This window comes from Pseudomonas triticifolii (genome assembly GCF_014358015.1).
GTDB lineage: Bacteria > Pseudomonadota > Gammaproteobacteria > Pseudomonadales > Pseudomonadaceae > Aquipseudomonas > Aquipseudomonas triticifolii.
In genome coordinates, this window is record NZ_JACONV010000001.1 from 269,950 (window position 1) to 295,309 (window position 25,360).

At 60.3% G+C, this 25,360-nt stretch carries 21 protein-coding genes; 16 read left to right on the top strand and 5 right to left on the bottom strand.

What is annotated here, in order from left to right; genetic code table 11:
* Both H8S56_RS01215 and H8S56_RS01220 read left to right on the top strand, forming a co-directional pair.
* The gene (locus H8S56_RS01215) at window positions 1-1,155 is read left to right on the top strand and encodes an iron-containing alcohol dehydrogenase (RefSeq protein WP_187517621.1); all 1,155 of its coding nucleotides are present in this window, start codon (window positions 1-3) and stop codon (window positions 1,153-1,155) included.
* Window positions 1,156-1,158: 3 nt separating this feature from the next.
* On the top strand, window positions 1,159-2,316 hold the full coding sequence (locus tag H8S56_RS01220; RefSeq protein WP_187517622.1) for a serine hydrolase domain-containing protein: 1,158 nt from the start codon (window positions 1,159-1,161) through the stop codon (window positions 2,314-2,316).
* A gap of 87 nt (window positions 2,317-2,403) precedes the next feature.
* Here H8S56_RS01220 and ftrA read toward each other — a convergent pair whose 3' ends face one another.
* Complete coding sequence (ftrA, locus tag H8S56_RS01225) at window positions 2,404-3,357, bottom strand: transcriptional regulator FtrA (protein WP_024686909.1); 954 nt, start codon at window positions 3,355-3,357, stop codon at window positions 2,404-2,406.
* 132 nt (window positions 3,358-3,489) lie between these two features.
* Between ftrA and H8S56_RS01230 the strand changes: the two genes are divergently transcribed.
* From H8S56_RS01230 to treS, 4 genes are all read left to right on the top strand, one after another.
* A complete protein-coding gene (locus H8S56_RS01230; protein WP_024686910.1) occupies window positions 3,490-4,095 on the top strand; it encodes a DJ-1/PfpI family protein in 606 nt (201 codons plus the stop codon).
* Between the two features lie 303 nt (window positions 4,096-4,398).
* Complete coding sequence (locus tag H8S56_RS01235; protein ID WP_024695294.1) at window positions 4,399-4,698, top strand: helix-turn-helix domain-containing protein; 300 nt, start codon at window positions 4,399-4,401, stop codon at window positions 4,696-4,698.
* Window positions 4,695-5,264: a LysR family transcriptional regulator substrate-binding protein gene (locus H8S56_RS01240; protein WP_235986738.1), complete on the top strand. Its 570-nt coding sequence runs from the start codon at window positions 4,695-4,697 to the stop codon at window positions 5,262-5,264. Before H8S56_RS01235 ends, H8S56_RS01240 begins: the two co-directional genes overlap by 4 nt.
* Before the next feature lie 175 nt (window positions 5,265-5,439).
* The gene (gene treS, locus H8S56_RS01245) at window positions 5,440-7,506 is read left to right on the top strand and encodes a maltose alpha-D-glucosyltransferase (RefSeq protein WP_024686913.1); all 2,067 of its coding nucleotides are present in this window, start codon (window positions 5,440-5,442) and stop codon (window positions 7,504-7,506) included.
* A gap of 67 nt (window positions 7,507-7,573) precedes the next feature.
* Here treS and H8S56_RS01250 read toward each other — a convergent pair whose 3' ends face one another.
* Window positions 7,574-9,349: a sigma-54-dependent Fis family transcriptional regulator gene (locus H8S56_RS01250; RefSeq protein WP_187517623.1), complete on the bottom strand. Its 1,776-nt coding sequence runs from the start codon at window positions 9,347-9,349 to the stop codon at window positions 7,574-7,576.
* A 275-nt stretch (window positions 9,350-9,624) separates the two neighbouring features.
* Between H8S56_RS01250 and H8S56_RS01255 the strand changes: the two genes are divergently transcribed.
* From H8S56_RS01255 to H8S56_RS01265, 3 genes are all read left to right on the top strand, one after another.
* Window positions 9,625-11,106: a benzaldehyde dehydrogenase gene (locus tag H8S56_RS01255; protein ID WP_024695291.1), complete on the top strand. Its 1,482-nt coding sequence runs from the start codon at window positions 9,625-9,627 to the stop codon at window positions 11,104-11,106.
* A gap of 60 nt (window positions 11,107-11,166) precedes the next feature.
* Window positions 11,167-11,934 (top strand): coniferyl-alcohol dehydrogenase, encoded by a 768-nt coding sequence (locus H8S56_RS01260; RefSeq protein ID WP_187517624.1) that lies wholly within the window; start codon window positions 11,167-11,169, stop codon window positions 11,932-11,934.
* A gap of 84 nt (window positions 11,935-12,018) precedes the next feature.
* The gene (locus H8S56_RS01265) at window positions 12,019-12,966 is read left to right on the top strand and encodes a SphA family protein (protein WP_187517625.1); all 948 of its coding nucleotides are present in this window, start codon (window positions 12,019-12,021) and stop codon (window positions 12,964-12,966) included.
* Between the two features lie 127 nt (window positions 12,967-13,093).
* Here the strand turns inward: H8S56_RS01265 and mhpT are convergent, their stop codons facing one another.
* The gene (gene mhpT / locus H8S56_RS01270) at window positions 13,094-14,302 is read right to left on the bottom strand and encodes a 3-(3-hydroxy-phenyl)propionate transporter MhpT (protein ID WP_024695289.1); all 1,209 of its coding nucleotides are present in this window, start codon (window positions 14,300-14,302) and stop codon (window positions 13,094-13,096) included.
* Window positions 14,303-14,631: 329 nt separating this feature from the next.
* Here mhpT and H8S56_RS01275 point away from each other — a divergent pair, with 329 nt between their 5' ends.
* Window positions 14,632-15,954 carry an OprD family porin gene (locus tag H8S56_RS01275; protein WP_187517626.1) on the top strand — a complete coding sequence of 441 codons (1,323 nt, stop codon included), beginning with the start codon at window positions 14,632-14,634 and terminating at the stop codon, window positions 15,952-15,954.
* 51 nt (window positions 15,955-16,005) lie between these two features.
* Here H8S56_RS01275 and H8S56_RS01280 read toward each other — a convergent pair whose 3' ends face one another.
* Entirely contained in the window at window positions 16,006-16,494 is a 489-nt protein-coding gene (locus H8S56_RS01280) for a MarR family winged helix-turn-helix transcriptional regulator (RefSeq protein ID WP_024686920.1), read from the bottom strand.
* A gap of 209 nt (window positions 16,495-16,703) precedes the next feature.
* Here H8S56_RS01280 and H8S56_RS01285 point away from each other — a divergent pair, with 209 nt between their 5' ends.
* The 5 genes from H8S56_RS01285 (at window position 16,704) to H8S56_RS01305 (ending at window position 24,244) form a co-directional block, all read left to right on the top strand.
* On the top strand, window positions 16,704-17,534 hold the full coding sequence (locus H8S56_RS01285; protein WP_024695287.1) for a p-hydroxycinnamoyl CoA hydratase/lyase: 831 nt from the start codon (window positions 16,704-16,706) through the stop codon (window positions 17,532-17,534).
* A gap of 99 nt (window positions 17,535-17,633) precedes the next feature.
* Window positions 17,634-19,082, top strand: coding sequence for an aldehyde dehydrogenase (locus H8S56_RS01290; protein WP_187517627.1), 1,449 nt, complete (start codon window positions 17,634-17,636; stop codon window positions 19,080-19,082).
* A 150-nt stretch (window positions 19,083-19,232) separates the two neighbouring features.
* Window positions 19,233-21,119 (top strand): feruloyl-CoA synthase, encoded by a 1,887-nt coding sequence (locus H8S56_RS01295; RefSeq protein ID WP_187517628.1) that lies wholly within the window; start codon window positions 19,233-19,235, stop codon window positions 21,117-21,119.
* Window positions 21,116-22,357 carry a thiolase family protein gene (locus tag H8S56_RS01300; RefSeq protein ID WP_187517629.1) on the top strand — a complete coding sequence of 414 codons (1,242 nt, stop codon included), beginning with the start codon at window positions 21,116-21,118 and terminating at the stop codon, window positions 22,355-22,357. The genes H8S56_RS01295 and H8S56_RS01300 overlap by 4 nt, the downstream gene beginning before the upstream one ends.
* Window positions 22,358-22,486: 129 nt before the next feature.
* A complete protein-coding gene (locus H8S56_RS01305) occupies window positions 22,487-24,244 on the top strand; it encodes an acyl-CoA dehydrogenase (RefSeq protein ID WP_187517630.1) in 1,758 nt (585 codons plus the stop codon).
* 87 nt (window positions 24,245-24,331) lie between these two features.
* Here the strand turns inward: H8S56_RS01305 and H8S56_RS01310 are convergent, their stop codons facing one another.
* Window positions 24,332-24,781 carry a hypothetical protein gene (locus H8S56_RS01310; RefSeq protein WP_024695283.1) on the bottom strand — a complete coding sequence of 150 codons (450 nt, stop codon included), beginning with the start codon at window positions 24,779-24,781 and terminating at the stop codon, window positions 24,332-24,334.
* A gap of 210 nt (window positions 24,782-24,991) precedes the next feature.
* On the opposite strand from H8S56_RS01310, the gene H8S56_RS01315 reads away from it, so the two are divergent.
* Window positions 24,992-25,354, top strand: coding sequence for a hypothetical protein (locus H8S56_RS01315; protein ID WP_187517631.1), 363 nt, complete (start codon window positions 24,992-24,994; stop codon window positions 25,352-25,354).
* Window positions 25,355-25,360: the final 6 nt, after the last annotated feature.

Here is a 25,360-nt window from a genome sequence, read left to right on the forward strand (position 1 = left end):
ATGCACAGCAACGACTGGCATTACCCGACTTCCATTCGCGCAGGCGCCGGACGCGCCGCTGAGCTGGCCGATGCCTGCCGGGTGACCGGCATCAAACGCCCCCTGTTGATCACCGATCAGTTTCTGGGCAGCACCGACATGATTCACAGCGCTGTAGAAGACTGCCGACAGCAATTGGGCCATTGCGGTCTGTTTGATCGGGTCAAGGGCAACCCTACCGGCACCAACGTTGCCGACGGACTGCACGCCTATAAAGCCGGCGATCACGACGGTGTGATCGCCTTTGGTGGCGGATCCGCCCTGGACGCCGCCAAAGCTGTGGCACTGATGTCGGGGCAGACGCGACCGCTGTGGGACTTCGAAGACATCGGCCAGAACCACCTGCGAGCCAATCCCTCGGGTATCGCACCGGTCATCGCGTTGCCGACCACCGCGGGCACCGGCTCGGAAGTGGGCAGGGCGTCTGTGATCACTGACGAACAGGCACAGGTCAAACGCACCATCCTGCACATTCGCATGATGCCGCGCATCGCCATTCTGGACGCCAACCTGACGCTGGACCTGCCGACCCACCTGACCGCTGCGACCGGTGCTGATGCGCTGACCCATTGCATGGAATCCTGGTGCTCGCCGGTCTGGCATCCGATGGCCGAAGCGGTCTCGGTCAAGGGCATGCAGATGATCAAGACTTACCTGCCTCGCGTCGTTGCGGACGGTCAGGATCTGGAGGCTCGCCAACAGATGCTGGTGGCGTCCAGCCTGGGCGCGGCGGCGTTTCAGCGGGGGCTGGGCGGTGTGCATGCGATCGCGCAAAGCCTGGGGGCGCTGTACGACCAGCATCACGGTTTGCTCAATGCCATTTTGCTGCCGTATGTGCTGGAGGCCAATCGTTCCGCATTGCTGCCACAGATGGACGACCTGGCCGTTTACCTGCGCCTGCCCAGGCCCGGTTTCAGCGGCGTGATGGAGTGGGTGTTGAACCTGCGTGAGCTGATTGGCATTCCGCACACGCTGGCTGCCATCGGTATCGATGATCGGGAGGCCGAGCGGGTGGGCCGAATGGCGTTTGCCGATGGCTGTTCGCACACCAACCCGATTCGTCATTCGGCCGAGGTGTATGCCGGGATTTTCAGTCGGGCAGTAAGAGGGCAGTGATTCATGACGCAGGTGGATGAGCTTGCGGTTCAGCGTCTGGCCAGTGTCTGGCAAGGCTGGGTCGACTCGGGGCGCATCGTCGGCGGCGTGCTGTTGGTCGCGCAGGCGGGTGTGCCGCGTTACGTCAGCGCGCGGGGCTGGGCTGATCGTGAACGGCGAGTCAGCGTCACACAAGACACGCGCTTTCGCCTGGCTTCGCTGACCAAGCTGCTGACGTCGGTTGCGGTGTTGCGACTCTGCGAGCAGGGGATTTTGCATCTTGATGCGCCGGTCACGGATGGGTTGCCAGCGTTTCGGCCCTGTCTGAGCACGGGTCGCGAGCCGGTCATCACCCTGCGCCATCTGCTCTCGCACACCTCGGGTTTGAGCTATGGCTTCGAGCAGCCATGTGGCAACGCCTATGAGCGGTCAGGCGTATCGGACGGGCTGGATCGCGTCGAGTTCGATCTTCAGGAGAACCTTATGCGATTGGCAAGCCAGCCCTTGCTGTTCGAGCCGGGCAGCGCCTGGGGCTATTCGTTGGCGACCGATGTGTTAGGTGCTGTGATCGAGCAGAGCACGGGGCTAGCCTTGTCGCGGGTCATCGCCGAGCAGGTCACCCATCCCTTGGGGATGGGCTCGACCTCATTCAGGCAGGATCAGGGCCGCCTGGCCCGTGCCTACAAGGATGGCGCTGACGGTCCCGAACGTATTCGCGATAACGATGTGCTGGTGCTCGAAAGTGGACGGGCGCAAGTCTCGTCGGGTCGCGTCTACGCTGCACAGGCTTATGAATCGGGGGGCGCGGGAATGTTGGGGACAGCCGATGATTACCTGAAACTGCTGGAATGTCTGCGCCTGGGCGGTGCGCCGTTGTTGAACTCAACCAGCACCCTTGCGCTGCTGGGCAATGCCATCGGCGAGGTGACGCTCAAGGGCAGGGGGCCTGGCTGGACGTTCGGTCTGGGGCCTTTGATTCTGGCTGACCCGCTCGCCGCCGGACAGCCACAGGGCGTCGGCACCTGGTCATGGTGTGGTCTGTATGGCAGCCATTACTGGGTCGATCTGGTTGCCGGGATCAGTCTGGTGGTGCTCACCAATACGGCCGTGGCGGGCGCTTGGGGAGGGTTTGCGGATGCGTTGGTCGAGGCGGTGTATCGAGACGCCTCAAACAGACGCTGAGCAGCCTTCCTGCAACGCGGGCGTTCTGACCCTTAAAACAGGGCCACCGCTGACATTAGCTGTTTATTAGCATGCATCACCCGCCAATCAAGCCCGGGCAAACTGCTTGCGATAGCTGCTCGGGCTGATACCCACCAGGTTGCGAAAGTGCCGCCTGAACGACTCTTCGGAGCCGAAGCCGGTTCTGTCGACCACCTCGTTCAGGCGCAGCTTCGAAGACTCCAGCAGCTCCTTGGCGTAGGCGACGCGCTCACCTAGCAGCCAGTCGTATGGTGTAAGGCCGGTGCTTTCCATGAAGCTGCGGTGCAACGTACGGGTGCTGACGGCTGCGCGCGAGGCCATTTCCTTGATGGTATGTGGCCGATTGAGGTCGCTGCGAACCCAATCCATCAGGTTGGAAATCGGTCCATCACTGGCCGACACCAGTTGCCGCGAGGCGTATTGCGACTGCCCGCCTTCGCGATGGGGCGGAATCACCATGCGCTGCGCCACCATATTGGCAACCCGCGAACCATGATCGTGGCGAACCAGGTGCAGCATCATGTCCAGCCCGGCAGCAGAACCTGCCGACGTCACGATATTGCCTTCATCCACATACAGTTCGTTGGGCTGGATGCTCAGGTCGGGGTACATGCTGGCCAGCAATTCGGTGAAACGCCAATGCGTGGTGACCTTGTGCCCGTTGAGCAAACCTGCCGCCGCCAGCACGAACGCTCCGGTGCATATCGAGCAGATACGTGCGCCACGGGCATGGGCGGCCTGAAGCTGTTCGATCAGACGCTGCGGCACTTGCGATTCGACCCCGCGCCAGCCTGGCACGATGATGGTGTCGGCGTTTTCCAGCAGCACTTCACCGGGCGTCGGCACGATGGTAATGCCCCCGGCGGCAGTGATCGGTCCGTCATCGACCGGAAAAGTCGCGAACTCATACCAGTTCACGCCAAGCTCGGGCCTTTTAAGGGCAAAAACCTCAACTGTGCAGCCAAATTCGAAGGTGCAGAGCTGGTTATAGATGAGGGCAACGACGAGATGATTTTTCATGGCGCGATGTTACCGAATATTGGCATTTCGGACAGTAGTTCGGCCTGATGCTACTGGTTAATCTGCAGTCTGTCACTCAGGTGAATCGTTAACACTGCAAGTGGTCCGGCAAGCGGACCCAGGAGCCATTTCGTGTCCCTCAATATTGGTATCTACGTCTATGATGACGTCGAAGTTCTCGACTTCGCTGGCCCCTATGAAGTATTCACCACCGCAACACGCATGCATGCCCGCAACAGCCGTGATGACAAGCCGTTGTTCAATGTATTCACCATTGGCCGCAGTACGGCGTCTGTTCGTGCCCGCGCGGGGCTCAAGGTCGATCCGGACTTTTCGATCACCGACCATCCGGCCATGGATTGCCTGATCGTCCCAGGTGGTGTGGTCAATGCGGAGCTTGAGAAGCCCGACGTCATTCGCTGGATCAGCGATCAGTCCGAGCCCGGCCGAGTGGTTGCCGCTGTGTGCACCGGTGCCTTCATGCTCGCCAAGACCGGCAAACTGGCGGGCAAACAGGTCACTACGCACTGGGAAGACATCGCTGACCTTAAGGAAATGTTTCCTTCAGTGGACGTACTCAGCACGTTGCGCTGGGTCGATGAGGGTTCGTTCGTGACTTCGGCCGGTATTTCTGCGGGCATCGACATGAGCCTGCATCTGGTCGAGCGCCTGCACAGTCGTGAACTGGCCGAGCGTACTGCGCTGCAGCTGGATTTTGACTGGACCGAGAACGACTGATTGCATTTGCTACGCCATCTGCGACGTGTACAGCGGTCTGGAAAACATTGGCGCTGATTATCCCGGGTGAGTGACGCACACACAGCGTCATACCCGGGATTGCGCTGATCAGGTGCGCGCATTGACGCGCTGCAGGGCCATTTCCAGAAAATCCAGCAGTTGCATACACCCCCGACTGACCGATCTCTTTGTGCTGCCGATAAAAGGGCATGAAGGCGTGGCAGCGGGGGTTCTTGTATTCCGACTCTCCCCCTGTCTGCGACAGGTCGCGCCCACTATCGCAATATCCAGAGTGCAGGACACATGAAAACCCATTTCTTCAAAATCGTTCAAACCGTCGCCCAGCACGGTTCGTTCTCGGAGGCGGCGGCCATTCTGGGCTGTAGCCAGTCCAACATCAGTTACGCGATCAAGGAAGTCGAGGATTTCTTTGAAAAGCGCCTGTTCATTCGCAGTCGCTCAGGTTGCACGCTCACCCCGGACGGCAAGGTCATCTCCCAGACCCTGAACAGCGTCATGGCCACGCTTGAACAACTAAAAAAAATGGGGTCAGTGGCAGTGTCACCATTCACTATCACACGCATATCCTCGAAACCAGCCTGACGACCTCGCTGGATTTTATCGCCCGTCACTACCCGGATATTCACCTGAACGTGCTGTACAGCAGCGATCAGAGTCCGTCACTCGAACCCTTGAGAAAAGAAACGGCGGACATCCTTATTCTGCCCAGTACGGTGCTGGGCGAGCATTATCTGGAGCATCATCACTGGTCGGATCATTATGTGCTGGTGACCGCCAAGGCCAGACACTTGACGCCAAATACCTTCAACGAGCTCTCTCAGACCTCGCGCTACGTCGCCTGGCGGCACCCGGGCGTCGACTGGCTGCATCAGCAACTGGCGTCCGCACAGGTTCGGCTCCGCCATCGAGGTGAACTCAGTTGTCTGGAAACCCTGCTGGACCTTGTCGCCAGGCAGCACTGCATCTCGATTCTGCCCAGTGCCTTGCTCAATGGACAGTTGCGAGAGTTGGAGCAGGTGCCGCTGCCGGGGACGATCACGCGCCACATCAGTGTCGTGGCGCGTCCGACATCGCTGCTGTCCAGCGCGGCCAATGCGGTGATCCAGGCACTGAAGAAACCGCGAGTGCTGGCGGTTCAGCGTTACTGAGCAAATACGAGGCCGTGATTCTTCATTCGTGGCGAGAAAGCTCTGCGGCAGAGAGATCAAGGCGTCTGCCGATGCAACGAATTGCCCCCGCAAGGCTCATACCCATAGGTAAAACATTCGGGACGCTTGTTCGCAAGCGTCCAACGCCGCCGATTCGAGAGGAAGACTGGACGCTATGACGATACCGGACAAGCAGTACGTGGACTGGCTGGTCGAGCAATCGATGCTGAATGCTGCAAGGCAGCGCGCCAAGACCTACTCGGGACAGGGCCGTCTCTGGCAGCGGCCGTTCGCACAGGCTCGGCCCAGAGATGCATCGGCCATCTCGTCGGTCTGGTTCACCGCGTACCCGGCCTCGATCGTCACGCGCGAAGGCTGTTCGGTGCTTGAAGCGCTGGGTGACGAAACGCTGTGGCATGCACTGTCTGAAATTGGCATTCAAGGCATTCACAATGGCCCGCTGAAGCTGTCCGGCGGTTTGCAGGGCCGCACGCGCACGCCGAGCATTGACGGCAACTTCGACCGCATCAGTTTCGGCATCGACCCTGAACTGGGCACTGATGCCCAGCTGTTGAGCCTCACGCGTATTGCAGCTGCGCATAACTCGGTGATCATCGACGACGTGATTCCGTCGCACACCGGCAAGGGCGCTGACTTCAGGCTCGCCGAGCTGGCGTATGAGGATTACCCGGGCCTTTACCACATGGTGGAGATTCGCGAAGAGGACTGGCAGCTACTGCCTGACGTTCCGGCGGGTCGCGATGCCGTCAATTTGATGCCCGATGTGGTCGATCAATTGCGTGACAAGCACTACATCGTCGGTCAGTTGCAACGCGTGATCTTCTTCGAACCGGGCGTCAAGGAGACCGACTGGAGCGCCACCGACGTGGTGCAAGGCGTTGACGGCAAGGCCCGTCGCTGGGTGTACCTGCACTACTTCAAGGAAGGCCAGCCTTCGTTGAACTGGCTGGACCCAAGTTTTGCGGCGCAACAGATGATCATCGGTGACGCCTTGCACGCCATCGACGTGTCGGGTGCCCGCGTTCTGCGCCTGGATGCCAACGGCTTTCTGGGTGTGGAGCGTCGCGCCGAGGGCACGGCCTGGTCGGAAGGTCATCCCTTGTCGATCACGGGCAACCAGTTACTGGCCGGTGCCATCCGCAAGGCGGGGGGCTTCAGCTTCCAGGAACTGAACCTGACGCTGGACGACATTGCGGCCATGGGCAACGGTGGCGCTGACCTGTCCTACGACTTCATCACGCGACCGGCTTATCAGCATGCGCTGTTGACGGGGACGACCGAGTTTCTGCGCTTGATGTTGCGTCAGGTTCACGCGTTCGGCATTGACCCGGCGTCGCTGATCCATGCGCTGCAGAATCACGACGAACTGACGCTGGAGCTGGTGCATTTCTGGACGTTGCACGCTCACGACACCTATCACTATCAAGGGCAGACCTTCCCCGGCAACATCCTGCGCGAGCACATCCGCGAGGAAATGTACGAGCGGCTGACCGGCGAGCATGCACCCTACAATCTGAAGTTCGTCACCAATGGCGTGTCCTGTACCACCGCGAGCATCATCACTGCCGCGCTGGGCATTCGCGACCTGAGCACGATTACTGACGCGGACATCCAGCAGATCCAGCACATTCACCTGCTGTTGGTGATGTACAACGCCATGCAGCCCGGCGTATTTGCCTTGTCTGGCTGGGATCTGGTGGGCGCACTGACGCTGCCTGCCGAGCAGGTTCAGCACTTGATGCTGGATGGCGACACCCGCTGGATCCATCGCGGTGCCTATGATCTGGCAGACCTTGACCCCGACGCTGAAGTGTCTGAAGGCGGCATGCCTCGCGCCAGATCCTTGTACGGCAGTCTGGTCAGCCAGTTGAAGCGTCCTGACTCTTTCGCTTCGCAGTTGAAAAAGATTCTGGCCGTGCGCCGCGCTTACGATATCGCCGCCAGCCGTCAGATCATGATCCCTGACGTTCAGCATCCAGGTCTGCTGGTCATGGTGCATGAGCTGCCGGCCGGCAAGGGTACTCAGATCACCGCGCTCAACTTCAGCAGCGAGACCATCGTGGAGACCCTTCATCTTCCGGACATTGCGCCGGGTCCTGTGGTGGACATCATCAACGAGCGTGTGGAAGGCGATCTGACCGAGCAGGGTGACTTCACGATCACGCTGGATGCCTATGAAGGGTTGGCATTGCGTGTCGTGAGCACGCTGCCGATGATCTAGCGTCCGAAGGAGCGGTCATTCCCGTGCTGTCACTTGGGAAGGCCGCTCAGGCGTTGCGCGTCCATCCTCAAGCACTCTGGTGTTTCTTCAAGCGGTAGGCGAACTGCGCACGGCTGAGCCCCAACAGCCGTGAGGCGGCCGCCAGATTTCCCTGACTCTTGTGCAGTGCCTCATTGATCAGGCGCTGTTCAAGGTCGTCGATGGAAAATCCCTCCTTTTGCCCGAGCGTTTCCAGCAGCGTCAACGCAGGTTCCACAGGGGCCTCAACTGGCGAGCCCAGCGACAGTCCGCCCTGATGATTCAGTGAATACGATTCGACCGGCATCGGTTCATTACGAAAGATGTGAATCAGGTCAATGGCCTGGCCTTCCTCGCTGGCGATCAGGCCGCGTTCGATCAGGTTCTGCAGTTCACGCACGTTGCCGGGAAAGTCATAACGCAGCAAGGTCTTGAGCGCGCGCATGGTCAGGCCGGTCGGGGAGCGTTCGTATTCGGCACAGAAGCGTTTGAGGAATGCGTTGATGAGCAGCGGAATATCGTCCCGACGCTCACGCAACGGGGGCAGGGCGATGGGGTAGACGTTCAGGCGGTAGAACAGGTCTTCACGAAAATCGCCATTCGCCACGGCCTGACGTAAATCAACGTTGGTCGCCGCGACCACGCGCACATTGACCTTGATGCCATGGCCGCCGCCGACCCGTTCTATCTCTCGCTCTTGCAGGGCGCGCAGCAGCTTGCTTTGTCCCGACAGACTCAGGCAGGTGATTTCATCCAGAAACAACGTCCCGCCGTTGGCGCGCTCGAAGCGGCCGGGGCGTGAATGGGTGGCCCCGGTATACGCGCCTCGCTCGACGCCGAACAGCTCGGCCTCAATGAGATTGTCCGGGATCGCTGCGCAGTTGAGTGCCACGAATGGCCCGTCCCGATGGCGACTGAGTTGATGCAACTGACGGGCAAACATTTCCTTGCCGACCCCGGATTCGCCGCTGATCAGCACGGTCGCGGGTGTCATGGCAACTCGATGCAACGCTTGGGTGGCTGCGTTGAAGGAGGCGCTGGCACCGATCAGCGGTTGCTCGGCCACGGCAGACGTTGCATGCGGGAATGGCGCAGCGGCCGGCGCTGCAGGATGGCGGGGCGCAGCAGACTTTGCTGCGCTCAGGTAACTCAGGTCCTCCTCGACATCTCCCCATTGTTCGGCGGTTTTGCCAACCACTCGGCAACAGCTGTGACCCATGCCACGGCATTCCACCTCGCGAAAAATCACCATTTGCCCGAACAGGCCGCTGACGAAACCGATGGCATAACCGGTTTCGGTCCAGCACACCGGATCCTGACTGTGGCCATAGGCGGCCAGATGTTCGTCAGCCTCGCACGAGTGGTGCCAGAGAAACTCTCCCTCATAGAATCCCGATTCAGCGTCGAACTTGAAATGCAGCGGCTCGACCTTGGTCATGCCTTCCAGCGTATGCAAATGCGTACCGGCGCGAAACACGGCGGTGGCGTCGGCGTTGGGCCAGCGTTCGCGGATCAGCCGGGCATCGCGCGCGCCGGACAGGTAGCCGGCACGCGTGAACATGCCGCGCGCCTGCTCGACACCCTGACGCTCAATGATCTCGCGGCGCAATGTGCCAAATGATGAGCAGTGCAACAGAAGCATGCGCTGGTCGTTGAGCCAGATACGTCCGTCATCCGGAGAGAAGAACAGGCAGCCGGTCAGTTCTTCCGGCGTCGGCGACTGACTGGCGCTTGCCTGGGAGCTGTCGCCACGCGGTGCGTACTGCGAAGGGGCGGCAGGGTGGTCGGGGTGATGATCGGGAAGGTGGCGGTGAAGATCACTCATGGCGTTGCCCCGGGCCTGCGGTTATCGAAATGATAACGGGATGAGAAAGTTATTAAACATAACTTTATCAAATGAACAAGTCCGGCAACTCGTGCGTTCATTCGGATGCGATGAGCGTCACGCTGACGTGATAAGCGCAGCCTTGATCCAGAGCGGTTTCATAAAGACATGACACTGTGATTGCAAAACCGGCACAGCGCTTGCTCAGGTCCTCTTACGGCGCATGCGTTCCTCCTGAATGCGGCGATTACAACCATAAAAGCCGGAGTGTCACCATGTCAGTGTCTGACCCTGTTTCCCTGCTGCAACCCGCGATTTCCGCTGAGTGTGTCTTCAATGGCAACTGGATTCCATCATCGGCACCGCTGCGGCCGGTCATTGAACCGGCGACCGGCGAACGGTTGATGAACACCGCGATGGCCGATCCCGCCGACATCGCAGTGGCCTGCCGCGAAGCGGCGCTGGCTCAGCCTGCCTGGGCGGCCCTGGGCCCGCGCGAGCGTGCGGAAATCTTCTTGCTGGCGGCCGACGTGGCCGTGTGCTCGTTCGATGAGCTGTCGCTATATGTGGCACGCGAAACCGGCGGCAGCCTGCACAAGGGCGAGCACGAGGTGCGCGAAGCCATCGTGCTGTTGCGCCAGGCCGCAGGCATGCTTTCCCAGGCCCATGGGCATGGGCTGATCCTGCCCAGTGCTGCGGGGCGGTTGTCTTACGCGCGGCGTGTGCCGCATGGCGTGGTCGGGGTGATTTCGCCGTTCAACTTCCCGTTGGTCCTGTCGCTGCGCACCGTGGCGCCTGCTTTGGCGGCCGGTAACGCGGTGGTGCTCAAGCCGGATCCGCAGACCCCGGTCAGCGGCGGTTTTCTGATCGCCCGCTTGTTCGAGCAAGCCGGTTTGCCCAAGGGCCTGTTGCACGTTTTGCCGGGTGCGGCGGACGCGGGCGAGGCGTTGTGCCGTGACACCAACGTACAGATGATCACTTTCACCGGTTCTACCGCCGCAGGTCGCAAGGTGGCAGAAACGGCCGGGCGCAACCTCAAGAAAGTCTCGCTGGAACTGGGCGGCAAGAATCCATTGATCATTCTTGAAGACGCCGATCTGGACCAGGCCGCGAGCAACGCAGCCTTCGGTGCCTGGCTTCATCAGGGGCAGATATGTATGGCGACCGGGCTCATTCTGGTTCACGAGTCCATCGCCGCTGCCTTGACCCGCAAGCTGTCGGACAAAGCGCGTGCATTGACCGTCGGCAACGCTGCGCGCGGCGAGGCGGCGTTGGGCCCACTGATCAATGCGCGTCAGTTGCAGCATGTGCACGAACTGGTCAGCGAAAGCGTGCAGGCTGGCGCGCACCTTGAAACCGGCGGTGAATACGAAGGCCTGTTCTATCGCCCGACCGTGCTCAGCAATGTGAAACCCGGCATGCGGGTGTTCGACGAAGAGGTGTTCGGCCCGGTAGCGGTTGTCGTGCCATTCTCCACCGATGAAGAGGCAATCGAGCTGGCCAATCGCAGCGAATACGGCCTGGCAGCTGCGGTGATCTCTCCATCGGTCGGCCGCGCCATGGCCATCGGCGACCGCCTCAAGTGCGGCTTGCTGCACATCAACGATCAAACCGTGGCTGACGAATGCGTCAACTCTTTTGGCGGGCGTGGCTCGTCGGGCAATGGCGGCAGCGTCGGCGGTCCTTCCGACTGGGACGAGTATTGCCAATGGCAGTGGGTCACGGTCAAGAACCAGCCCCCGGCCTATCCGTTCTGAGGGCAGATGGTCACCCGAAAAAACACAGGCGTTACCCAACAATAACAAGAGCGCATGACTATGAACCTGAACAACAAAATACTCGTCGTGACCGGTGTGTCCTCTGGCATCGGTGCTGAATTGGCGCGCCTGGCGCGCTTCCAGGGTGCCAGGGTGATCGGCATCGATCGCCACGAACCACAACTGACGCTGGACAGTTTCTATCAGGCCGATCTAGGCGATCCCGACAGCATCAACGCAGTGGTCGAACAACTGCCCAGCCAGGTCGACGGGCTGTGCAACATTGCGGGTGTGCCGGGAACGGCGCCGGTCGAGACGGTGGCCAGGGTCAACTACCTGGGCCTGCGTCACCTGACTCAGCGTCTGTTGCCTCGCATCGCACCTGGGGGCAGCATCGTCAACATCGCCTCGGTCCTCGGTGCGCAATGGCCGCAACGGCTGGAGTTGCACAAGGCGCTGGCCGCGACCCAGAGTTACAGCGACGGGCTGCACTGGCTGGCGGACAATCCGGTGGCGCAGGAAACCTGCTATCAGTACTTCAAGGAGGCGCTGATCGTCTGGACGTTTCAGCAATCGCACGCCTGGTTCCGCGACCATTCGGTCCGGGTCAATTGCGTCGCGCCGGGGCCCGTGTTCACGCCCATTCTGGGGGATTTCGTCGCCATGCTCGGTGAGGCGCGCGTGGCGCAAGATGGCCTGCGCATGAAGCGTCCGGCTCAGGCCGACGAAGTCGCCGAGGTGATTGCTTTTCTATGCTCCGACGCTTCGCGCTGGGTCAACGGCGTCAATCTGCCGGTGGATGGAGGGTTGGCGGCCACTTACGTGTAACACGTTCAGATGAGGTAACTCCGGCGGCACGGCCGTGCTGTCGGGGCTTTGAAAACAACAATAAAAAACCAAAGGAATCACAAGATGCAGAAGTCTATCTTGCGTACCGTCGTGGCCACGTCAATCGTCGCCTTGTCCTCAACCGCTCATGCTTACGACTTGCCAGGCCTCAATCTGGGCAATACCAGTTTCTACGACGGCTCGCCTGCGCCAGCGGGGCCGGGCTGGTATGTGGAGGAGTACATGAACTTCGCCCGCGCCAATCGGTTTAACGACGTCAATGGCGACAAACTGCAGTTGCCGAAGCAGGAAGTCGAGGTGCTGGCCGTCACCACTCAGCTCATCTACGTTGCACCGCCGCTGGCCAATGGCGCCATGCCGGGGATTACGGCGATCAATACGTCACTGGCGCACGTTGACGTGGATGATGGTCTGGGCAATACCGCCCTCAGTTCCCGGGCCGGCTTCGGCGACCTGATCATCGGTCCTTTCCTGCAACTGCCGACGATTACGAACGCTGACGGCAGCCCGTTGCTGACCCAAAGGGTCGAAGCTGACATCGCGATTCCGGTAGGTTCATATGACCGGAATCGCTCGATCAACCCCGGCAGTAATTTCTGGTCGTTTAACCCTTACTACGCCGCGACTTACTGGTTCTCGCCGAAGTGGTCGGCCAGCGGACGCTTCATGTACCTGTGGAACAGCAAGAACAACGATCCGCAGGCGGCGTTCGGGAATGTCTCGGACACCCAGGCCGGCCAGGCACTGCACGCCAACCTTACCGTGCAGTACGCCGTCAGCGAACAGCTCTCGGTGGGGCTCAACGGTTACTGGCTCAAGCAGTTCACCGACACCCAGGTAGACGGGCGCGATGTCAGCGGCCGTAAGGAGAAGGTCTGGGCCATCGGGCCGGGTGTGCTCTATGCCTTCAACAAGGAGAACGTGCTGACGGTCAACAGCTACTTCGAACAAGGCGCTGAAAACCGTACGGAAGGGAACAAGCTGGTGCTCAATTTCCTGCACAAGCTGTAACTGCCTTCGCGAGCAGGCTCGCCCACATGCCGTCATGAACTGGCCGTGGGGGTGAGCTTGCTCACGAAGACTGACTGTAACGCACTGAAATTCTTTGTTTGCCGGCTGTTGCGGGAGTGTCTGTTGTTCAGCTCGCTGTCTTGAACTTCACCACACCCGCCGATCGGGATAACACCGTCATCGCCGCCAGTGCGGCAATGACCAGCCCCGGCGACGTTGCCAGCAGTACACCTGCCGTCCCGGCCCCGGCACCGAGCAGTTGCCCCGCAGCCAATGGACCGGCTACCGACCCCAGACGACCAATGGCGACAGCCGCGCCAACGCCGGTTGCCCGCACAGCGGTCGGGTACGACGGCGGTGCCAGTGCGTACAGCACCAGTTGCGCAGCCATGACGAACACCCCGGCCGCAAAACCGGCCGCTGCCATCGGTACGATTCCGACTGAAAAGCCGACCCCGGCCAGCGCCGCCAGCAAACCTGCGTACACGAACAGCACGACCCTGATCCCGTTGCAACGATCCAGCAGCACGCCGCCCAGCAATGAACCCAACGCGCCGCCGATGTTGAACAGCATCTGAACCATACCTGCCTGGGGCTTGCTGAACCCTTGGCCAATCAGCAATGACGGCAGCCAGTTGAGCAGCATGTACATGACGGTCAGGGTGAAGAAATAGCCCAGCCACAAGGACAGGGTTGTCGTTGCACGGCCTTCGCCGAACAGCGCGCTGCTCGTGGAATGGCGCACTTGGGCAGAGGACGTCTGCTGACGAAAGGCGTTGGACTCGGGCAGCAGCACAATCATGAGTGGCACCACCAGCAATGGCACCAGACCGCCGATGATGAAGGTCGTCTGCCAGTGCTCGCTGGTGAACATCGCCACCACGGCAGCCAGTGCGCCGCCCAGCGGAACGCCGGAATACATGACGCTGATCGCGACACCACGATGGCGCTCGCTGACCGCTTCAGCACAGAGCGCGATGAGGTTGGGCAGCGCGGCGCCCAGGCCCAGACCGGTCATGAAGCGTACGGTCAGTAATCCGGAGAAGGTTTCGACATACGCGGTTGCCAGCGAGAAAACCCCGAACAGCAATACCGCGCTGATCAGGATTTTCTTGCGGCCGATACGATCGGCAATCCAGCCACCGAAAAAAGCGCCGGGCAGCAGGCCGATGATGCCGGCACTGAAGACCCAGCCCATCATTTTCGGGTCCAGGGCAAACGTCTGACGCAGACCTGCGGCGGCAGTGCCGGCAGCCTGCAGGTCGAACCCCTCGATAAGCGCAACGATAAAACACAAGACGATGGTCAGCGTCGAACGACGCAACGGACTGTTCATGGTGAGCCTCACTGTTGTTTTTGTTGTGGTCAGCAGTCTGACGCTCACACGTTTTTCGAGCGCTACGTCAGGTGAGGATTAAGGTAACAAAAATAACTAAAAAATGAATACGGTCGGTTTTCGCACATGAAGTGGTGGTTTTTTATTTAAAAACAGTAGGTTGTATGGATTAGCTGTGAATGCGGTGTAAATAGTTAACAATATTAATGTTCGATTATCGATCATTGGTGATTGACTGCTGCCTAAAATCTTTCAATTCTCCCTGTGCGGCCTGCCAGTGACGCGCTGGGCCGACGTCGAAAAACAACAACAATAAGTGGACATCGAACATGCCAAATCTTCCCAGGGACGCTGTCAGGGCGGTATCTGTTTCATCTTCTTGCGGCAAAAAACGCAACCTGCTACTCGGGCTGCTGGGTGTCAGCGTGCTGCCCGGTCCGTTGCTGGCCGAGGGCTTGCTGGACGACAGCCATGGCACGCTGACATTGCGCAACTACTACATGGATCGGGACTACAAGGACGACGGCGCGAAAACCGCGGCGCGGGAGTGGGCGCAGGGGTTCATGATGAACGTGGAGTCCGGTTTCACCCCCGGCAAGCTGGGCTTTGGCCTGGATGCGCGTGGCCTGGTCGGCGTGAAGCTCGACTCTTCGCCAGATCGCAGTGGTACTGAGTTGTTGCCGGTGTCGGCGAGCGACGCACGCGCGGCCGATGAATACTCGCGCCTGGCCCTGACCGGCAAGATGCGGTTCAGCCAGACCACGATCAAGACAGGCGATGTCTCGATCTTTCTGCCGTTCGCATTCGCTAGCCCGTCTCGCCTGCTGCCCCAGACATTTCGAGGCACCACCTTGTCCTCTAAGGAGCTGGAAGGCTTGACGTTCAATACGGGCTATATCGATCGAGTCAACAAACGCGACTCAACCAACTATCAGGCCATCAGCATCGCCTCGCCGAACAGGCGATTCAACGGGGCCGCGACGTCATCGCACATGGCTTATGTCGGGGGCGATTACCAGGTCAACAAAGAACTCAGCCTGCGCGCCTATCACGCCGAGGTGGACGATCTTTACACCCAGAACACGCTGGCGTTGCTGCACAAGCTGCCTGTCGGGGATGGCGTCGTGACCACCGATCTGCGCAGTTTTTTCAGTCAGGACTCCGGCAGCGCCAAGGCGGGCGAGGTGGACAACCAGAACCTGTCGGCGCTGGTGGGGTACAGACTGGGAGGGCACAGCGTGAGTCTGGGGTACATGCACTCGAGTGGCGACACGGCGACGCCTTACGTGTCCGGCACCGAGTTAATGGGGCTCAGCGAGCTGACCATGAGTTCGGACTTTCTCAACGCCAAGGAACACACCTGGCAAGCCATCTATGACTACGATTTTACGGCCGTCGGCATCGTAGGCCTGCGCAGCCGATTGCGCTACGTGCGGGGCGATAACATCGAACTGGCCGCCTTCAACGCCGATGACCGCAAGGAGCGGGAGTTTCAGATGGAGTTGGGTTACGTGATTCAAAGCGGGCCGTTGAAGAACGTGAGCCTGCTGGCGCGAAAGTCGATTTACCGGAACGATTTTCCGACAGGTGCCGCGTTTCGCGACGAGAACCAGACACGCTTTATCGTGCAGTACGCGTTGCCGCTCTGGTAATGGCGTGCAGGCGCGCCGACGCCCCGTGGCGGGTGGTCGGCGCGCCTGTCATCAGGCCTGATAGACCTTCTTGAGCAAACGCAGCAGTTCGTCGCGCTCTTGACCGTCGAGTGCCGAGGTAGAGTCCAGGTCGCTTTCGGCGGCGATCTGTTTCAGCTCCTTGAGCAGGGTTTCGCCAGTCTTGCTGAGAAAAATTCCGTACGAGCGTTTGTCTGGTTTACACCGCAGACGAACAGCGAGTGCTCGGCTTTCCAGTTTGTTAAGCAGAGGAACGACCTGTGGCGGTTCGATCGCCAGCGCTTTGGCCAGATCCGCCTGCATCAGGCCCGGATTCTGATCGATGATCGCCAGCGCCGAAAATTGCGCAGGGCGCAAATCATGAGTGGAGAGGCGAGCGATCAGGTTCTGAAACAGTTTGAGCTGTGCCCGGCGCATGGCGTAACCGATCAGATCGTCCAGCGCGGAGTCCATGGGCAACGACGCTTCGGCGGCCTGTGCGAGGGCAGGGCAGGCGTCAGCGATGTCGGATGGCTTGGCCATTGAAAATCCAGTCCTTTTGGGTGATTGAGCGATAGCCCGGCAGTGTGCCGGTGTTCGTGAATGAAGGCTATGGGGCATTCACGACTGTGACCAGCATATCCGAGCGACGTGCCAAAAATTTAATTAATATGAATAATGGTTAATTGACATAACTATATTTGCGGTTTAGGTTTGAGTCATCTTCCAGTCAATAACAAGAGAGCATCGCCATGAGCACTTACGAAGGCCGCTGGTCAACCGTCAAGGTCGAAATCGAGCAGGGTATCGCCTGGGTCATTCTCAATCGCCCTGAAAAACGCAATGCCATGAGCCCGACCCTGAACAGGGAAATGATCGACGTATTGGAAACGCTCGAACAGGACCCGGATGCTGGCGTGCTGGTGCTGACCGGCGCTGGCGAAGCGTGGACGGCAGGCATGGACCTCAAGGAGTATTTCCGCGAGGTGGATGCCGGGCCGGAAATCCTCCAGGAGAAAATCCGCCGTGAAGCATCCCAATGGCAATGGAAGCTGCTGCGCATGTACGCCAAGCCCACCATCGCCATGGTCAACGGCTGGTGCTTCGGCGGTGGTTTCAGCCCGCTGGTCGCATGCGACCTGGCCATCTGCGCCGACGAAGCCACGTTCGGTCTGTCGGAAATCAACTGGGGCATCCCGCCGGGCAACCTCGTCAGCAAGGCCATGGCCGATACCGTGGGCCATCGTCAGTCGCTTTACTACATCATGACCGGCAAGACCTTCGACGGTCGCAAGGCAGCGGAAATGGGCCTGGTCAACGAAAGCGTGCCGCTGGCGCAACTGCGTCAGGTGACCATCGATCTGGCGCTCAACCTGCTGGAAAAGAATCCGGTCGTGCTGCGCGCCGCCAAACACGGCTTCAAGCGCTGCCGCGAACTGACCTGGGAGCAGAACGAGGATTACCTGTACGCCAAGCTTGATCAGTCGCGCCTGCTGGATAAAGAAGGTGGCCGCGAGCAGGGCATGAAGCAGTTCCTCGACGACAAGAGCATCAAACCAGGCCTGCAAGCCTATAAGCGCTAAGGTGTTTCCGGCATGGCTGGCTATGCCGGATAGCGATAGAACGCTACTGTGAACACACGCTGAACTGCATTCCGACAAAGACAATAAAGAGGAATCACCATGCTGGACGTGCTCCTGCTGATCGGCGGCCAGTCGTGCCCCGCCCTTGACGGACGTACCTTTGAACGCCGTAACCCGGTGACTGGCGAAGTCGTGTCCCGCGTCGCTGCCGCCACCCTTGAAGACGCTGATGCCGCAGTTGCAGCAGCTCAGGCAGCATTTCCGGCCTGGGCCGCGATGGCGCCCGGCGAACGCCGCGCCCGCCTGATGCAGGCGGCCGAGCAACTGCAGGCGCGCAGCGGCGAATTCATTGCGGCTGCCGGCGAGACCGGAGCCATGGCCAACTGGTATGGATTCAACGTGCAACTGGCAGCGAACATGCTGCGCGAAGCAGCATCGATGACCACCCAGATCAATGGCGAAATCATTCCGTCCAACGTGCCCGGCAGCTTTGCCATGGCGCTGCGTCAGCCCTGCGGTGTCGTGCTGGGCATTGCGCCCTGGAACGCGCCGGTGATTCTTGCCACACGCGCCATCGCCATGCCGCTGGCCTGTGGCAATACCGTTGTGCTCAAGGCCTCCGAGCTCAGTCCGGCCGTGCATCGTCTGATCGGTCAGGTGCTGCAGGATGCAGGGTTGGGCGATGGTGTGGTCAATGTGATCAGCAACGCACCGGCTGATGCACCGGCCATCGTCGAGCGGCTGATCGCCAATCCTGCTGTGCGCCGGGTCAATTTCACGGGCTCTACCCACGTCGGACGCATCGTCGGCGAACTCTCGGCTCGTCATCTAAAGCCGGCGCTGCTGGAGCTGGGCGGAAAGGCCCCGTTCCTGGTGCTGGATGACGCAGATCTGGACGCTGCCGTCGAGGCTGCCGCGTTCGGGGCCTTCTTCAATCAGGGCCAGATTTGTATGTCCACCGAACGCCTGATCGTCGACCGCAAAGTGGCAGACGCCTTTGTTGCCAAACTGGCGGCGAAGATCGAGACCTTGCACGCAGGCCGTCCGGACGACAGCCGCTCGGTGCTCGGATCTCTGGTCGATGTCGGCGCTGGCACGCGCATCAAGGCCTTGATCGACGACGCGGTCAGCCAAGGCGCGACCCTGGTGGCGGGCGGACAGTTGCAGGGCAGCATCCTGCAACCCACCTTGCTCGACGGCGTCACCGACAGCATGCGCCTGTATCGCGAAGAGTCTTTCGGACCGGTCGCGGTGCTGATTCGTGGAGAGGGCGACGAGGAACTGCTGCGCCTGGCCAACGATTCGGAGTTCGGCCTGTCTGCGGCGATCTTCAGCCGTGACACCAGCCGGGCCCTGGCGTTGGCGCAGCGCGTTGAATCAGGCATCTGCCACATCAATGGACCCACTGTTCACGACGAGGCGCAAATGCCCTTCGGCGGGGTCAAGTCCAGCGGATATGGCAGCTTCGGTGGCAAGGCCTCGATCGAACATTTCACCCAGTTGCGTTGGGTGACGTTGCAGAACGGGCCACGGCACTACCCGATCTGAACCCGTTCAGGTTGATAACGGCGTTCATGAGAAGGGGCACCGTTTATCAGCCAGGCATAACAATAACAAGGCCGCAGCCAGTCGCTGCCACGCTCACCACGAACCGCCGTGTGCCATTCGGTGTGCGCGTGCCTTGACGGAGAGACGCTCGTGAGTTCCGAACCTAGATCTTCAACGCCGCACACCCCAGTCAACCCGCCGCGCTATCGCCAGGTGAGCATTGGTCATCCTGCTGTCGAGGTGCGCGAGGAAAAGGGCGTCCTGCACATGCGTGCACTGGAGCCACTGGCCGAGTTGCCAAGGCGGCTGCTCGACCGGCTGGTGCACTGGGCCGAGGTTCGTCCGCAACAGACATTTATTGCGGCCCGTGACAACCTGGGTGGCTGGCGAACCGTCAGCTATGCCGAGATGCTCGAGTCTGTAAGGGCTATCGCTCAAGGCCTTCTGAAATACCAGCTTTCGGCTGACAGGCCGTTGGCGCTGCTTTCGGGCAACGATATTGAACATCTGCAGATCTCTCTCGGGGCGATGTATGCCGGCATTCCGTATTGCCCGGTCTCGCCGGCCTATTCGGTGTTGTCGCAGGACTTCGCCAAACTGCGGCACGTCTGCGACGTCTTGCAGCCAGGTCTGGTGTTCATCAGTGACGCCGCGCCCTTTCAACGTGCGGTCGATGCGGTCATTGCTGCTGATACCCCGGTCATTACGGTGCGCGGCCAGCTCAATGGACGTCGCCAGATCCGTTTCGACAGCCTGCTGGAGCAGCCCGGAGGAGCCGAAGCCGAGGCTGCGTTCGAGGCCACCGGGCCTGACAGCATCGCCAAGTTTCTGTTTACCTCAGGCTCCACCAAGCTGCCCAAGGCGGTGGTCACGACCCAGCGCATGTTGTGCGCCAATCAGCAGATGCTGCTGCAAACGTTTCCGGTATTCGGCGAAGAGCCTCCGGTGCTGGTGGACTGGCTGCCCTGGAACCACACCTTTGGCGGCAGTCACAACGTCGGTATCGTGCTGTACAACGGTGGCACCTTTTACCTGGATAACGGCAAGCCCACTGCGCAGGGCTTTGCTGAGACCCTGCGCAACCTCAAGGAAATTTCGCCGACCGCCTACCTCACTGTGCCCAAGGGCTGGGAAGAGCTGGTCAACGCGCTGGAGCAGGACGCGGAACTGCGCGAGCGGTTTTTTGCACGCATGAAACTGTTCTTCTTTGCGGCAGCCGGTCTTTCTCAAAGCATCTGGGACCGACTGGACCGGGTCGCCGAACAGCACTGCGCAGAGCGTATTCGCATGATGGCAGGACTGGGTATGACCGAGGCCGCACCGTCCTGTACGTTCACCACCGGGCCTTTGTCGATGGCCGGCTACATTGGCTTGCCTGCGCCGGGCTGCGAAGTGCGGCTGGTGCCGGTTGACGGCAAACTGGAAGGCCGTTTTCGCGGACCACACATCATGCCGGGCTACTGGCGTTCGCCACAACAGACCGCCGACGTGTTCGATGATGACGGTTTTTACTGTTCCGGCGATGCGATCAAACTCGCCGATCCGTCGGCGCCGGAACTGGGCCTGATGTTCGATGGCCGTCTGGCCGAAGACTTCAAATTGTCGTCCGGGGTGTTCGTCAGTGTCGGCCCGATGCGCAACCGCGCCGTGCTGGACGGCTCGCCCTACGTTCAGGACGTGGTCATCGCTGCGCCGGATCGTGAATGCCTGGGGGCTCTGGTGTTCCCCAGGCTGCATGACTGCCGCCAACTCGCGGGGCTGAATGCCGATGCCAGTGACGCTGAGGTCTTGGCCAGCGCACCTGTTCGCCTGTGGTTTGCGGACTGGCTCGCGCGCTTGAACCGCGACGCCAACGGCAACGCCAGCCGCCTTGAGTGGATCAGTCTCTTGGAAGAGCCTGCGTCGATTGACCGAGGAGAAATCACCGACAAGGGCTCGATCAATCAGCGAGCGGTGTTGCAGTGGCGAGCGGCGAAGGTCGAAGCCCTGTATCGCGGCGAGGCCCCCGGTATGCTGCGCGCCGAGCCACTCAAATGAACGGTGCCGGGCAGTATTTGGCATTCAGTGATGTGGCCATCATCGAGTCGGTACGTACCCCCTGGATTGATCTGGGCGGCGCGTTGGCGCAGGTTTCGCCGATCGACCTGGGCATCAAGGCAGGTCGAGAGGTGCTGTCTCGTGCCGCAATTGCGCCCGAAAGGGTAGACACCGTACTGGCCGGCTCCATGGCGCAGGCCAGTTTTGACGCCTACCTGCTGCCCCGGCATATCGGTCTGTATTGCGGTGTTGCGCAAAGCGTTCCGGCGCTGGGCGTGCAGCGCATTTGTGCGACAGGTTTCGAGCTGCTGCGTCAGGCGGCTCTCCATGTGGGATCGGGCGGGCAACTGGCGTTGTGTGTTGCGGCTGAATCCATGTCCAGAAACCCGATCGCGGCGTACACCCATCGTGACGGCTTTCGGCTGGGGGCGGCCGTACAGTTCAAGGATTTTCTCTGGGAGGCGCTGTACGACCCGGCACCTGGCATGGACATGATTGCTACTGCGGATAACCTCGCCCGGCGTCACGGGATCGGCCGGGAGCAGGTGGACGGCTATGCGCTGCTGAGCCATCAACGTGCGTTGCAGGCTCAGGCCTCGGGCTGGCTGGCCCCGGAAATCGTGGCTGTGACGCCTGAGCCGTTTGCCCTTGAGGGGTATCGGCCAAGAGGCATCGAATTGCCGCGTGGCGTGGACGTCGTCTCGCAAGACAGTCACCCGCGCACCACCCACCTGGCAGCGCTGTCGCGCTTGCGCGCCATTCACCCCAACGGCGTGCAAACCGCTGGTAACAGCTGCGCGGTGGCCGATGGCGCAGCCGCTGCACTGGTGGGCAAGGCCTCGGACTCTGACGGGCCGGTGCTTGCGCACCTGCTGGCCAGTGCGGTGACAGGTGTTGCCCCTGAATTCATGGGGATCGGTCCGGCACCCGCTGTCGAGCTGTTGTTGCAGCGCAGTGGTTTGAGGCTGGCCGAGATCGGACGCATCGAAGTCAACGAAGCGCAGGCCGCACAGGTGCTCGCCGTCGCCCAGACGCTGGACATCGACATGGATAGGCTGAATGTCAATGGCGGCTCGCTCGGGTTAGGGCATCCGTTGGCGGCGACCGGTCTGCGTCTGGTCATGACCCTGGCGCGACAGTTACGCAAGGAAAACCTGCGTTATGGCATCGCCGCCGCCTGTGTCGGCGGGGGGCAGGGCATGGCGCTGCTGATCGAGAATCCTGCCTTCGAGGGCTAGCTACCGACCTCGTGCCGCCAAGGGCCAGTACTGTGCGTCCAGGGAGGCAGCGATTCGGTTGTTCAGGCGACCTTTCAGCAACGGACAACTCATCTGCACGCCACTTCCCACGTTAAATGGAGATACACCATGTGGCGCTACCAACCGCCGTTAGACGACATGCAGTTCGTGCTGGAACACTGGCTGCAAGCCCCGTCCTCGTGGGCCACGACCCCCGCATTTGCCGCACTAGACCTGCCATTGGCCAGGCAGGTGCTGGAAGAAGCGGGGCGTTTCAGTCATGAGGTGCTGGCACCGCTCAACGCCGCGGGTGATCGTGAAGGCTGTCGCTTTTCGAACGGCGAGGTGAGCACGCCAGCAGGTTTTGCCGCTGCCTATGACGCTTTTGTCGAAGGCGGCTGGCCGTCGCTGGCGTGCGCCGAATCTCTGGGCGGGCAAGGGCTGCCTAGTCTGCTCGACGCCGCCGTGCAGGAAATGCTCTACGCCTGCAACCACGGCTGGGCGATGTACACCGGTATCGCCCATGGTGCCTACCTGTGCCTGAAAACCCATGCGCCCGAGTGGCTTCAGCAGCGCTATCTGCCTGAAATCATCAGTGGCACCTCGCTGCCCACCATGTGTCTGACCGAGCCCCAGGCGGGCAGTGACGTCGGTCTTTTGCGCTGCAAGGCCGAACCTCAATACGATGACAGCTACACACTCACCGGTAACAAGATATTCATCTCCGGCGGCGAGCATGACCTCACTGAAAACATTCTTCATCTGGTGTTGGCCCGTTTGCCGGACGCTCCCGCTGGTAGCCGGGGCCTCTCGCTGTTTCTGGTGCCCAAACGTCTAGACCAGGGTCGCCGTAATGCGGTGCGCTGCGAGGGTATCGAGCACAAGATGGGCATCAAGGGCAGCGCGACCTGCTCGCTGGTGTTCGACAACGCCCAAGGCTGGTTGATTGGCGAGGCGCACCGCGGTCTGGCAGCGATGTTCGTGATGATGAACGCCGCGCGCCTGCATGTCGGGTTGCAAGGCCTGGGACACGCCGAAGCCGCCTGCCAGAGCGCGATGGCCTATGCGTGCGAGCGCAAGCAGATGCGCGCACCGACCCGACCTGAAGGCCAGGCCGCGCAGCTCGCAGACCCGATTCATTACCATCCGGCCATCCGCCGCACGTTGTTCGAACTCAAGGCCGGTTGCGAAGGCATGCGCGCCATCGGTTACTGGGCGGCACATCTATTGGACCAGGCGCAGCACCACATCGACCCCGTCGAGCGAGGCGAAGCGGGACAACTTGCCGGTCTGCTGACGCCGATCATCAAGGCGTTCTTCACCTCGCAAGGCTTTCAGTTGTCCAGCAAGGCACTGCAGGTATTCGGGGGTTACGGCTATGTCAGTGAGTTCGGCATCGAGCAAACGTTACGCGACAGCCGAATCGGGATGATTTATGAAGGCAGTAACGAAATCCAGGCCAACGACCTGCTGCTGCGCAAGGTGCTGGGCGACGATGCCCAAACCCTGTCCCGTTTACTGCGGATCATTGAGCAGGAAGCCGTACAGGCCGCGGCCATACCGGAATGTGCTGCGTTCGCAGGGGAGTTACGGGTTGCCTGCGAACGGCTTGACCAGATAACAGCCACCATCACCCGGCATGCCCTACAGGACGTCGAGTACCCGTATCGCGTTGCCGGGGATTACCTGGATGTGTGCGGCCTGACGCTGCTGGCGTTCGCCTGGACGCGCGCGGCTCGTGTGGCGCAGTCTTTGCCGCACAGCCATCCGTTACGCGGCGCAAAAAGCCGGACTGCAGGGTTTTTCTTTACCTATGTACTCCCGGATTTGAACCTGAAAGTCGCCAGCATCAGCAAAGCTCAGGCCCCGTTGCCTTTTCTGTTTTGAAGACGTGCCATGCGGATTTGCGACCTGTTTGCAGCGTTTATTGCGTGTTTAATATCCGGCCTTTAATAGCCGGCGTTTCATTGATGATCAAAGGAACGTACTGCTCAATGCCGCCTGAGCCGCAACCACGACCACCGCAATAAACGCAATTTGCGAAATCAGTAGAACCAGAATGACTTCCAGATAGCCTGATTTATTATCCTGCCATGTCGCACGGGCCAGTTTCTTCTGACGCTTGAAGAAGTGGGGTTCTTCCCGGGTTATTGTTTTTAAGCGCTCTTTCAGTTCGGCGGGTGATGAAACCGCCGACTCGATGAACAGGCTCATATTGGCCAGGCACGCGCCGATGAAGACCAGCAGGCTGAACAAGAACGGAATCGTCCTTTTGATACCCTCAAACGTTGGATCAAACGCACCCGGACTCAGGCTGAGGTCCAGCTTCGAACCGAATACAAAGGCAAGCGTCAGGAACAACGCCTGCGGCGTTAGGTTTCTCAAAAACTCCAGAAATGCTTTGCGGTTCTCTCCAAAAAACATTGTTGCTCCTTAATCGCGTGATCCTGCAGATGCCAGTGTGATTATCTCTGTCACGACTGAACATGGAAACACGCGAACCTGATTCCGGTTATTGATCTTTCCAGCACTTTTGAAGCGCAGTGCCACGGCGAGGAGTAGACTTTTGTATCGCTTGACCAAATGCTGATGAACCGCGAATCTCGCAGGTTCAAATACCACGGACTTTATGCCATGCGTACCCTCGCCGAACTCTCTTTCGATTTCATCTGGCATTTGATGTTCGCGGATGAGGATCAGCTCGAGCAGGATCTGGCTGTCCGGATGCTTGAAGGATTGTGTGATCAGCTGACGCGGATGTCAGATGAGGAGAGAAGGGCGTTCATCACGGTAGCGATCGAGCGTCGAGCCGTCTGGCTGGCAGACCCTGATGCCAGCGCACAGTCGGCCAGGCAACGCAGTGTGCAAGAACAACAGCAGTTTCTGGACGACGTGATATCCGGCGAGTTTTTCAGCCAGTTCGAAGCCTCTACGGTTCCTGACGACCACGATCGTGTCATCCCTCTTCGCAGTTATCGAAAGGGCGGCCAACGCTAGGCTGGT

Excerpts from the sequence above, each read along its gene's own strand:
- H8S56_RS01215 (WP_187517621.1), top strand. The coding sequence starts at position 1 with ATGCACAGCAACGACTGGCATTACCCGACTTCCATTCGCGCAGGCGCC.
- H8S56_RS01220 (WP_187517622.1), top strand. The coding sequence starts at position 1,159 with ATGACGCAGGTGGATGAGCTTGCGGTTCAGCGTCTGGCCAGTGTCTGG.
- ftrA (WP_024686909.1), bottom strand. The coding sequence starts at position 3,357 with ATGAAAAATCATCTCGTCGTTGCCCTCATCTATAACCAGCTCTGCACC.
- H8S56_RS01235 (WP_024695294.1), top strand. The coding sequence starts at position 4,399 with ATGAAAACCCATTTCTTCAAAATCGTTCAAACCGTCGCCCAGCACGGT.
- treS (WP_024686913.1), top strand. The coding sequence starts at position 5,440 with ATGACGATACCGGACAAGCAGTACGTGGACTGGCTGGTCGAGCAATCG.
- H8S56_RS01250 (WP_187517623.1), bottom strand. The coding sequence starts at position 9,349 with ATGAGTGATCTTCACCGCCACCTTCCCGATCATCACCCCGACCACCCT.
- H8S56_RS01255 (WP_024695291.1), top strand. The coding sequence starts at position 9,625 with ATGTCAGTGTCTGACCCTGTTTCCCTGCTGCAACCCGCGATTTCCGCT.
- H8S56_RS01260 (WP_187517624.1), top strand. The coding sequence starts at position 11,167 with ATGAACCTGAACAACAAAATACTCGTCGTGACCGGTGTGTCCTCTGGC.
- H8S56_RS01265 (WP_187517625.1), top strand. The coding sequence starts at position 12,019 with ATGCAGAAGTCTATCTTGCGTACCGTCGTGGCCACGTCAATCGTCGCC.
- mhpT (WP_024695289.1), bottom strand. The coding sequence starts at position 14,302 with ATGAACAGTCCGTTGCGTCGTTCGACGCTGACCATCGTCTTGTGTTTT.
- H8S56_RS01275 (WP_187517626.1), top strand. The coding sequence starts at position 14,632 with ATGCCAAATCTTCCCAGGGACGCTGTCAGGGCGGTATCTGTTTCATCT.
- H8S56_RS01280 (WP_024686920.1), bottom strand. The coding sequence starts at position 16,494 with ATGGCCAAGCCATCCGACATCGCTGACGCCTGCCCTGCCCTCGCACAG.
- H8S56_RS01285 (WP_024695287.1), top strand. The coding sequence starts at position 16,704 with ATGAGCACTTACGAAGGCCGCTGGTCAACCGTCAAGGTCGAAATCGAG.
- H8S56_RS01290 (WP_187517627.1), top strand. The coding sequence starts at position 17,634 with ATGCTGGACGTGCTCCTGCTGATCGGCGGCCAGTCGTGCCCCGCCCTT.
- H8S56_RS01300 (WP_187517629.1), top strand. The coding sequence starts at position 21,116 with ATGAACGGTGCCGGGCAGTATTTGGCATTCAGTGATGTGGCCATCATC.
- H8S56_RS01305 (WP_187517630.1), top strand. The coding sequence starts at position 22,487 with ATGTGGCGCTACCAACCGCCGTTAGACGACATGCAGTTCGTGCTGGAA.
- H8S56_RS01310 (WP_024695283.1), bottom strand. The coding sequence starts at position 24,781 with ATGTTTTTTGGAGAGAACCGCAAAGCATTTCTGGAGTTTTTGAGAAAC.
- H8S56_RS01315 (WP_187517631.1), top strand. The coding sequence starts at position 24,992 with ATGCGTACCCTCGCCGAACTCTCTTTCGATTTCATCTGGCATTTGATG.